Origin of the sequence: Bifidobacterium colobi (genome assembly GCF_018555455.1) — a bacterium.
GTDB lineage: Bacteria > Actinomycetota > Actinomycetes > Actinomycetales > Bifidobacteriaceae > Bifidobacterium > Bifidobacterium colobi.
Genome location: NZ_JAFEJU010000014.1, coordinates 1 through 8,073, shown reverse-complemented (window position 1 = coordinate 8,073; position 8,073 = coordinate 1). Strand labels below are relative to the sequence as shown.

Sequence of the window (8,073 nt, the reverse complement as noted above, 5' to 3'; positions counted from 1 at the left end):
GCCCACGCCTTAGACAACGCAATCGTCAACGCCATCGAAATCCATGAAATCGATAAACAGCAACCACGCCACGCGAAATCTCGGCCATTCTGACCGACCTAAAACACCACAAAAGTTCCTATAACCCAAAATGCCCGGTACAAGGTTCCTTTTCGACGGATTTCCCGGAATCCAGCGCTTGGAGGTGCGGGGAGGCGAGGAGACGGGGCGGAACCCGTGAAACTGAATGAGGTAAAGAAAAAAAGGGGGCGGGAGAGAAGGGGATGTCCCGCCCCCTGAAGGCGCGGAGCTGGTTGGGGGACGCTCCGCCCTCAGTCCAGGAAGCCATGAGTTGGGGGGAAGGCTCCTGGAGAACTTACTCAAAGTAAGACTCAATTGCGCAGGTCTACTGCGTACCCCAGTTCCCTATGATACGCCTTTTTCCCGCGCGACGAGCCTCTTGTCGGGATCGAACCGACGACCTGCCGCTTACAAGGCGGCCGCTCTGGCCATCTGAGCTAAAGAGGCTTGCGATCACAACGAAACATCAACGATGAACGTTCTGAACAACTGCCTAGCATACCAGTAGGTCGGTCAATGCTGGTGCGCTGTGTCGAATCGGTTCGAAATGAGGCGCAAACCGCGAAGAAACGCCCATGGCGAACTTTGTTCACCTACAGTAAAACTCCCTCCGGCAGCGCGTTTCGCACAACAATATTGGTGCATTTTGCGCTGTCGGAGGGAGTTTCGCGAATGATGGAAGCCATGTTCCAAGCCGCAGACCGTGGCTTGGAACAAGCAGACCAAACAATCAGGCGGTGATGTCGATCGGCTTCTTGCTGGCGCCGATGGACGGCAGCTTGCCGGCCACGCCCACCTGATCGGACTTCAGACCCACGGCCTTGAGGAATCCGTCCACCATCGTGGTGTTCGCCAGCGAGATGTTGCTCAGCGGCCAATACGTGTTGTTGATGGTCAAGGTAGGCGAGGAGAAGGAACCGGAGGAGGAGAACAGCTCCGGACGGGCAATCGTGTAGTCATTGGACGCGGACAGCCATTCCACGTACTCGTTCTTGCCACTGAACGCGGCCTTGGCCACTTCCTTGCTGACTCCAGCCTTCTCCGCCTGAGCCTGCAGCTTGCTGTTCTTCACCGGCACATAGTTGGTGAGCTCGCCCGGCTGGAAGTCCTCGGCGTAGATGTTGCTCAGATAGTTCATCAGATGATTCGGATCATCATCATGCTCGGCAATGTAGATGGCACCGTTGAAGGCACGGTTGGAGTAATTGTCCGAGCTCTTGTTGTCCTGGAAGTTCAGGAAGTGCAGATCCAGGTTCAGCTGGCCGGCGTTCATCATCTTGACCAGCGTGGGATCGAGCTGACGGTTCACCGAAGCGCAGCCCGGGCACAACGGTTCCATGTAAATGCCCACGGTCGGCACGTTGGCGGTTTTCTTGCCGTAGCCATCCTTGGAAATCAGGAAGCCGGCCTTGTCGTCCGCCTTGGCTGGCTTGGTTTTGACGGATTGCAGGGTGCTGTAGGCGGCATCGGCGTTAGCCGAAGAGGTATCGCTGCTCTTGGTCACATTGCGCCAGACCACTACGCCGATCACCGCCACCAAAGCCACAACAATGGCCACCACGATAATGCCGATGATGGTTTGCTGCTTACGCTCCTTGGCCGCTTGCTCGGCCAGCGCCTTCTGTGCGGCCTCTTCGGCTGCTCGGCGCTCGGCACGAGTCACGCGCTTGGTCTGACGTTTGGAATTAGCCATAACAATCCCCTTGCAATAAGTGTGATGTGCATACGAATGCTGGGGCTAATCATAATGTCCCGTACTGAGGAAGACTGTGCTCAGAGCTGATCTGAGATGAATTTCATGTGAATGCAACGGCTGCTGTCGGACTCTCTGCCGTGGCCGGCGTTACGTGCACCATGCTGTAATCATGGGCAATCATGGTGCCGAATCCCTGTTATGCCAAAGGAATCCAGCTGATGGGCAACCCCAACAGGGGGAGTGCAGCCAACGCCAGCGTCACAATCAGCCATATGGTGAACATCACAGCGCCGCGGTGTCCGTGAATCGGTGCGGCTACCGGTGGCACAGGCTGGGCGGATTGCCCGAATGCATTGATGCCGACTGCCGCAGACGGCTGCTGCGCCGGCAAACCCCGCAAGGCGCCGGCACCAAGCCGCATCATCATGGCTTGCGGGCCGAACGCGGCAATCAGCCAGCCGACCGCCATGAATCCAGCCAGAGCAACACCGGATGAGGAGAACGGCACATCATCCAATAAGGGGAGCGGCACAGCCCAATCTGCGGTGAAATACCAGGCGATACTGGTCTGCACCGGCAAACCCAGCGCGGATATGGCCACAGCGATGCCAGCACTATCGATGACGATAAGCAGTAGTAGTCGCGGCAAGGCGCTCAGCAATGCCTTGACCAGATGCCAGGGCAGCGATGCGGCGCGAATCAGCGCATCGGAACCTTTGCGCTCGCCGCCGCGTCTGCCCTCACGTTCCAATTGCGATTCAGTGTTGTACGCCAAAGCCAGCAGCAGCCAAAGCAGTATGGCTGCTGCGGCGATGGCGATCAACGGCATGCTCGCAGCCAACAATGCCAGCGGCACAGTCAGCAGCACCAATGGCAGCGTGCCGCGTTGCAGATACGCGCCTCGGCGCACATCAGCCGGGTTCGGTGCGGACTGATGCTGCACCAAAGCCTCGGTGGGCGCGGCCTGTGCGGTCTGAGTAATCATCTGCTGCACAGCTGGACGAACTTGCGGGACAGCCGATGGGTCCACCGGCGGCTGGATTGCGGTGGGCTGCGCCTCCGCTGCCGCACCATACGGCACTGGAGAAAGGAATGCAGGAACCTGAGGTGGGAAGGATGGTGCCGGCGGCTCCGCGGGTAGCACGGCGGTTGCCTCCGCGGGCAGCACCGACGTGCGCTCTGCCATCGGCGTGGTAGTACCGGTGAGCACTTGGGTGCGCGCATCCGAAGCAGTCTGACCGTCGATGTCATCCTGGTGTACCTGTGGGAATACGGCGGTTGCCGCATCCGTCGCAGCATCATCTGATGAATCATCGGCGGGATTGAGCATGCGCGTGCGGATGGCATCGGCCTCACGCCACAATGTACGCGGATTGTTTTCGTCCGGCTCATTCAGACCAGAAGCCGCATCGCTGCCGTCAACGCCAAAAGGGGGCATCACCTCGGTAGCCTCGGTAGGCGCGGCCACTATCGCGGTCGGCGCACCGGCAATAGCGCCGGCACCAAACGGGCTGGCCTGAGCGCCTTGCCATGCGAGCGGATTCAACGCATCCAAAGCAATCGCATGCAGCAGCTCATCCGGGGTGCAGCGCTGGGAGCGATCCGGGTTCAACGCCGAGCGGAAAGCCGCCAAGGTGCCGGCCGGCAGTCCGGTCAGGTTCGCATTGCCGGCAGCCGCACGCTCGAGTACCGCCATCATCGGCTTGGTGCCGAACACCGGAGCGCCAGTAGCGGCGAACGCGAGCACCGACGCCACCGACCACCAGTCAGTCATATCGTCCGCTTCAGCACCATCGATGATTTCCGGGGCGATGAATCCAGGCGTACCCATCACCAAACCGGTGCGCGTCACATGACTTTCACCCTCGCCCATCGCAATACCGAAATCCACCAGGACCGGACCGGTGGCGGACACCATTACATTCGTGGGTTTGATATCGCGGTGAATAATGCCGGCTGCATGCACAGCCTTGGTGGCTTCGATGAGCTTGCGAGCCAAGCGCTCCAGATCATCGCCGATATACCGGCCATTGATGGCCACATCATCCTTAAGATTCTTGCCTTCGATGAGTTCAGTGACAATGAACGCGAGCGAATCGTCCAACTCCATGTCCACAATGCCGCACACGCCCGGATGATGGACCTTCTTCAGCGCCATGGCCTCGCGGCGTAGGCGCTCGCGGGGAGTCACGTTCTCCTTAAGATTCGGGTCTTCGACAGCGCGATAGCCATTGTGCATGCCTTCGGCATCGTTTGCGGAATCGTCGGCCAGCGAATCACGCAGGATTTTCATCGCATAGGTTTGGCCGCCGTCATCGCATACGCGCCACACAGAGCCCATGGCGCCAGAGCCCAGGCGGTCCATCAACGTGTAGCCGCCTACTGCTTCGCCCGGTTCCAGATTCAACGCGTTCAAATCGCTCATGCTCCCCATCCTAGCCGTGGGGAGGTGAGAGCAGCGTGATGCGCAGATTATGCGCTCGAAATGACAGGATAGGTTGAGCGGCGCTCGCGGGAATGATGAATCTGCGATTCTAGAGTCATCGGCATCGAGGACGTGTCAGCATAGCAACCCAATGGAGCGCCAAGCGGATGCATCCTCAAGCGGCCAACGTGAACAGGGCAGGTTCACCAGGCTGTGGTCCGGGTCGATAACGGTATCGAATTCGGACAACCATGCCGCGCAAAGGTAAGAATCAAGGAGGAGAACCCATGCTGCAAATCAACATGGCCGACGTTATGGGCGTCATCAATTCGGTGATCCCTTATCTGGTGGCTGTAGGCATCCTGCTGGTATTGGCCATTATCATCACTGTTGCCGTCAACAAGAAGACGGTGAAGGCTGTGGCCAACCGCAAGCTTATTCATTCTGAGTCCTGGCTCGCAGCCTTGGTGGGCATCATTGTGGCGATTTCCATGATGCTGTCCGGTCCGCTGGCCACGCTGCTCAACAACGCCACCGTCACCAAGTACATGCTGTCCGACAGCACGGTCTCCGCAGCCAACAAGCTGGCCAAGGACGTGCAGGCCGAGGCCATCACCATGCTGAAGAACGACAACGACAATCTGCCGCTTAAGGGCAAGAAGGTCAACGTGTTCGGCTGGGGCTCCACCAACCCGGTCTACGGCGGCACCGGTTCCGGCTCCATGTCCGAGCAGTACCCGACCGTTTCCCTGCTCGACGGTATGAAGGAAGCCGGCATCGAAACCAACGCCGACCTGACCAAGCTGTACACCGACTACCGCAAGGATCGCCCGGAAGTAGGTATGTGGGCTCAGGATTGGACCCTGCCTGAAGTGCCGGCCGACCAGTACTCTGACTCTCTGATCTCTGATGCCAAGTCCTTCTCTGATGAGGCGGTTGTGGTCATCACCCGCGTGGGTGGTGAAGGTGCCGACCTGCCGATGAACATGAAGGCTAAGGGCGTCACCTACAAGAACAACTCCAAGTCTTACGAGGATTTCAAGGACGGTGAAGGCTTCCTGGAGCTCAGCCAGACCGAACGCAATATGCTTGATCTGGTCACTAAGAACTTCAACAAGGTGACGCTCGTCTACAACGGTGCCAACACCTTCCAGCTCGACTTCCTCGCTGACTACCCGCAGATCCAGTCCGTGCTGTGGTGCCCGCCCGCAGGCCAGACCGGCTTCTCCGCCCTCGGTGAAGTGCTTGCCGGCGAAGTGAACCCGTCCGGCAAGACGTCCGACACCTTCCTGAAGGATCTCGATCAGAACCCGTCCACCAATAACTTCGGCGACTTCGACTATGACAATGTGGATGACCTGGCCATTGAGGTGATCGACGACCGCACTGGTACCAAGCTGCATGTTTCCCCGACCTTCGTGAACTACACCGAAGGCATCTACGTGGGCTACAAGTTCTATGAGACCGCCGCCGACGAAGGCCTGATCAACTACGACGATCTGGTTCAGTACCCGTTCGGCTATGGCCTGAGCTACACCACCTTCGAGCAGAAGATGGGCGACGTTTCTTACAAGAACGGCAAGGTGAGCTTCGATGTGACCGTGACCAACACCGGTGACAAGGCCGGCAAGGATGTGGTTGAGGCCTACTACAACCCGCCGTACACCAACGGTGGCATCGAGAAGGCTTCCGTGAACCTGGCCGCTTTCGAGAAGACCAAGGAATTGAAGCCTGGCGAATCCGAGACCGTCAAGATTGAGTTCGATGACGACGACATGGCCTCCTACGACGAGCACGACGCCAAGGCCTGGGTGCTGGAGCAGGGTGATTACGGGATCTCGCTGCAATCCGACTCCCACACCGTGATTGACTCCGCCACCGTGAACGTGCCGAAGACCATCACCTACAACATCAAGGACAACACCCACGATGGCGACAAGATCGTGGCCACCAACCAGTTCCAGAACGCCGAAGGCGATGTGAACTACCTGTCACGTGCCGACCACTTCGCCAACTACGCCGAAGCCACCGCAGCGCCGACCGACTTCAGCATGAGCGACACGATCAAGTCCGAGTACACCAACAACGGCAACTATGATCCAGCCGAACACAATGATGACTCCGACGAGATGCCGACCACCGGTGCCAAGAATGGTGTGAAGCTCTCCGACCTGTACGGCAAGGATTACGACGATCCGCAGTGGGACAAGCTGCTCGACCAGCTGACCTTCGACGACATGGACTCCCTGATCGCCAACGGCGGCTACGGCACCCCGGCTGTGACCTCCGTGGGCAAGATCCAGGTGACCGACGCCGACGGTCCGGCCTCCCTGAACAACAACTTCACCGGCATCGGTTCCATCGGCTTCCCTGCATCCACCGCATTCGCCTGCACCTGGAACAAGGATCTCGCCAAGCAATTCGGTGAGATGATCGGCAACATGGCGCACGACATGCACGTGGCCGGCTGGTACGCTCCGGCAATGAACCTGCACCGCAACGCCTACGCAGGCCGTACCTTCGAGTACTTCTCCGAAGACTCCCTGCTCTCCGGCGTGATGGCATCCCAGCAGATTGCCGGCGCTCGCGAGAAGGGCGTGTACTCCTTCATGAAGCACTTCGCTCTGAACGAGCAGGAAACCAACCGCACAATGACCTTGACCACCTGGGTCAGTGAGCAGGCCATGCGTGAAACCTACCTGCGCCCGTTCGAGATGAGCGTCAAGGAGGGCGGTGCCCAGGCTGTGATGAGCGCGTTCAACTACGTGGGCCCAACCTACGCCGCCGCCTCCAACAACCTGCTCAACACCGTGCTGCGCGACGAATGGGGCTTCCGTGGCTTCGTCCTGACCGACTACTTCCGTGGCCGCGGCTATCAGGATGCCGATCAGGAGATTCGCAACGGCAACGACTCCATGCTCGCCACCACTGTGACCACCAACCATGTGAGCGACAAGTCCGCCACCTCCGTGAAGGCCATGCGCACCGCCGCCCACAACATCCTGTACACGGTGGCCAACGGCTGGCAGTACGCGAACGGCGAGCCTGAGGTCGAGACCCCGGTGTGGAAGACCGCCATGTACGCGGTCTGGGGCGTGACCGCAGTGCTGGTGATTGGTCTTGAGATCCTGACCATCCAGAAGTACCTCAAGCGTCGCAAGGCTGCTGCCACTGTTACCGCAGCCCCGGCGGATGCCGAAGCCCCGGCTACCGAGGACTGAAAGAGTCAATAACTGAATACTGAAGTGGCTTGCGCTCATAGTGCTGATATGAGCGCAAGCCACTTTGTATATATGCGGCTCACCGGTGTTGTATCGCTCCGGCGAACAGGCGCGCAAATGAATTGTTGGGAAACACGCCGATACGAAACAAATATGAAGCAATTTGAGGCGGTTTCCGAGCGTAGACTGGCAGTAACGAGGTCGGAAAGGCTATTTTCGACACGCCGAGCGAAGCCTGTCGTTCCAACGATTTAGGCAGGTTTTATTATGCCCGATTTGCGCATGTTCCTGAGTTCGTGTAAGTTATTCATTCGCTGCCGCTGAGCGGTTCGGACTTCTCCTCCAGAGGAAATACAGAGTTCGGGCTGGTTTGTGTGTGGTGGTGGTTTGAGAACTCAAGAGCGTGTTTGTACTACTTCTTTATAGTCAATGATTGCCAGCTTGTCTCGTGCCTGGCCGGTGTGGCCGGGTCCTTGGTTGGTTGAAACGGGACGAGGTTTTTGTGAGAGTGGTTCCTTCCTTAAGGAATCGTCTCGTCTTTTTCTTTTTGGAGTCATCTTTCGGTGCTCTTTCATGAAGTTTTTTGTGGAGGGTTCGATTCTGGCTCAGGATGAACGCTGGCGGCGTGCTTAACACATGCAAGTCGAACGGGATCCACCAGCTTGCTGGTG

3 protein-coding genes, 1 tRNA gene and 1 rRNA gene are annotated in these 8,073 nt (G+C 58.4%); 2 read left to right on the top strand and 3 right to left on the bottom strand.

The features are described 5' to 3' along the window. Window positions 1-433 precede the first annotated feature (433 nt). The 3 genes from JS530_RS10610 to JS530_RS10600 all read right to left on the bottom strand — a co-directional run bounded on the left by JS530_RS10610 (window position 434) and on the right by JS530_RS10600 (window position 4,190). Window positions 434-507, bottom strand: a tRNA-Thr gene (locus JS530_RS10610). A 283-nt stretch (window positions 508-790) separates the two neighbouring features. Continuing rightward, entirely contained in the window at window positions 791-1,753 is a 963-nt protein-coding gene (locus tag JS530_RS10605) for a thioredoxin domain-containing protein (protein WP_214377123.1), read from the bottom strand. A 199-nt stretch (window positions 1,754-1,952) separates the two neighbouring features. Continuing rightward, a complete protein-coding gene (locus JS530_RS10600; protein ID WP_214377122.1) occupies window positions 1,953-4,190 on the bottom strand; it encodes a serine/threonine-protein kinase in 2,238 nt (745 codons plus the stop codon). Between the two features lie 278 nt (window positions 4,191-4,468). Here JS530_RS10600 and JS530_RS10595 point away from each other — a divergent pair, with 278 nt between their 5' ends. Then, entirely contained in the window at window positions 4,469-7,402 is a 2,934-nt protein-coding gene (locus tag JS530_RS10595; protein ID WP_214377121.1) for a glycoside hydrolase family 3 protein, read from the top strand. A gap of 582 nt (window positions 7,403-7,984) precedes the next feature. Next, window positions 7,985-8,073 (top strand): 16S ribosomal RNA (locus JS530_RS10590); the annotation flags it as partial.

Bases quoted from the DNA above. Each gene is read 5' to 3' on its own strand.
- JS530_RS10605 (WP_214377123.1), bottom strand. From the start codon at position 1,753: ATGGCTAATTCCAAACGTCAGACCAAGCGCGTGACTCGTGCCGAGCGC.
- JS530_RS10600 (WP_214377122.1), bottom strand. From the start codon at position 4,190: ATGGGGAGCATGAGCGATTTGAACGCGTTGAATCTGGAACCGGGCGAA.
- JS530_RS10595 (WP_214377121.1), top strand. From the start codon at position 4,469: ATGCTGCAAATCAACATGGCCGACGTTATGGGCGTCATCAATTCGGTG.